The organism is Streptococcus sp. k-628 (assembly GCF_013277475.1).
In the GTDB taxonomy this organism is placed as follows: Bacteria; Bacillota; Bacilli; order Lactobacillales; family Streptococcaceae; genus Streptococcus.
Genome location: NZ_VMMZ01000112.1, coordinates 1 through 498 on the forward strand (window position 1 = coordinate 1; position 498 = coordinate 498).

The window sequence follows — 498 nt, forward strand, 5'->3', positions numbered from 1 at the left end:
AATTTTCGAAGAGTATTATCTGGAAAGACACTAGAAAGGTCCATATGACGAAAAAAATTATTGCAGTTGACCTAGATGGAACCCTGCTCAACTCAGACAGTCAGATTTCTGACTTTACCAAAGAAACCATTAAAAAAGTTACTGAAAAAGGCCATCAGGTTATTATTACGACAGGTCGCCCTTACCGCATGTCAAAAGATTTCTACCGTGAACTAGGCTTAGACACTCCTATGATTAATTTCAACGGCTCCCTTACTCATTTGCCAGACCAAGTTTGGGACTTTGAAAAGTGTTTGACGGTAGACAAAAAATATCTGCTAGACATGGTTCGACGTTCAGAAGACATTCAAGCCGATTTTATCGCTGGAGAATACCGTAAAAAATTCTACATTACAAATCCTAATGAAGAAATTGCCAATCCCAAACTATTTGGCGTAGAAGCTTTCCACCCTGAAGATCAATTTCAACCTGAATTAGTGACCAAAGATCCTAACTGTA

General features: G+C 38.4%; 1 protein-coding gene. It reads left to right on the forward strand.

The window, feature by feature from the left end:
* Positions 1 to 44 precede the first annotated feature (44 nt).
* A partial coding sequence (locus tag HT730_RS10135) for an HAD-IIB family hydrolase (protein ID WP_173307518.1) occupies positions 45 to 498 on the forward strand: 454 nt, incomplete at its 3' end.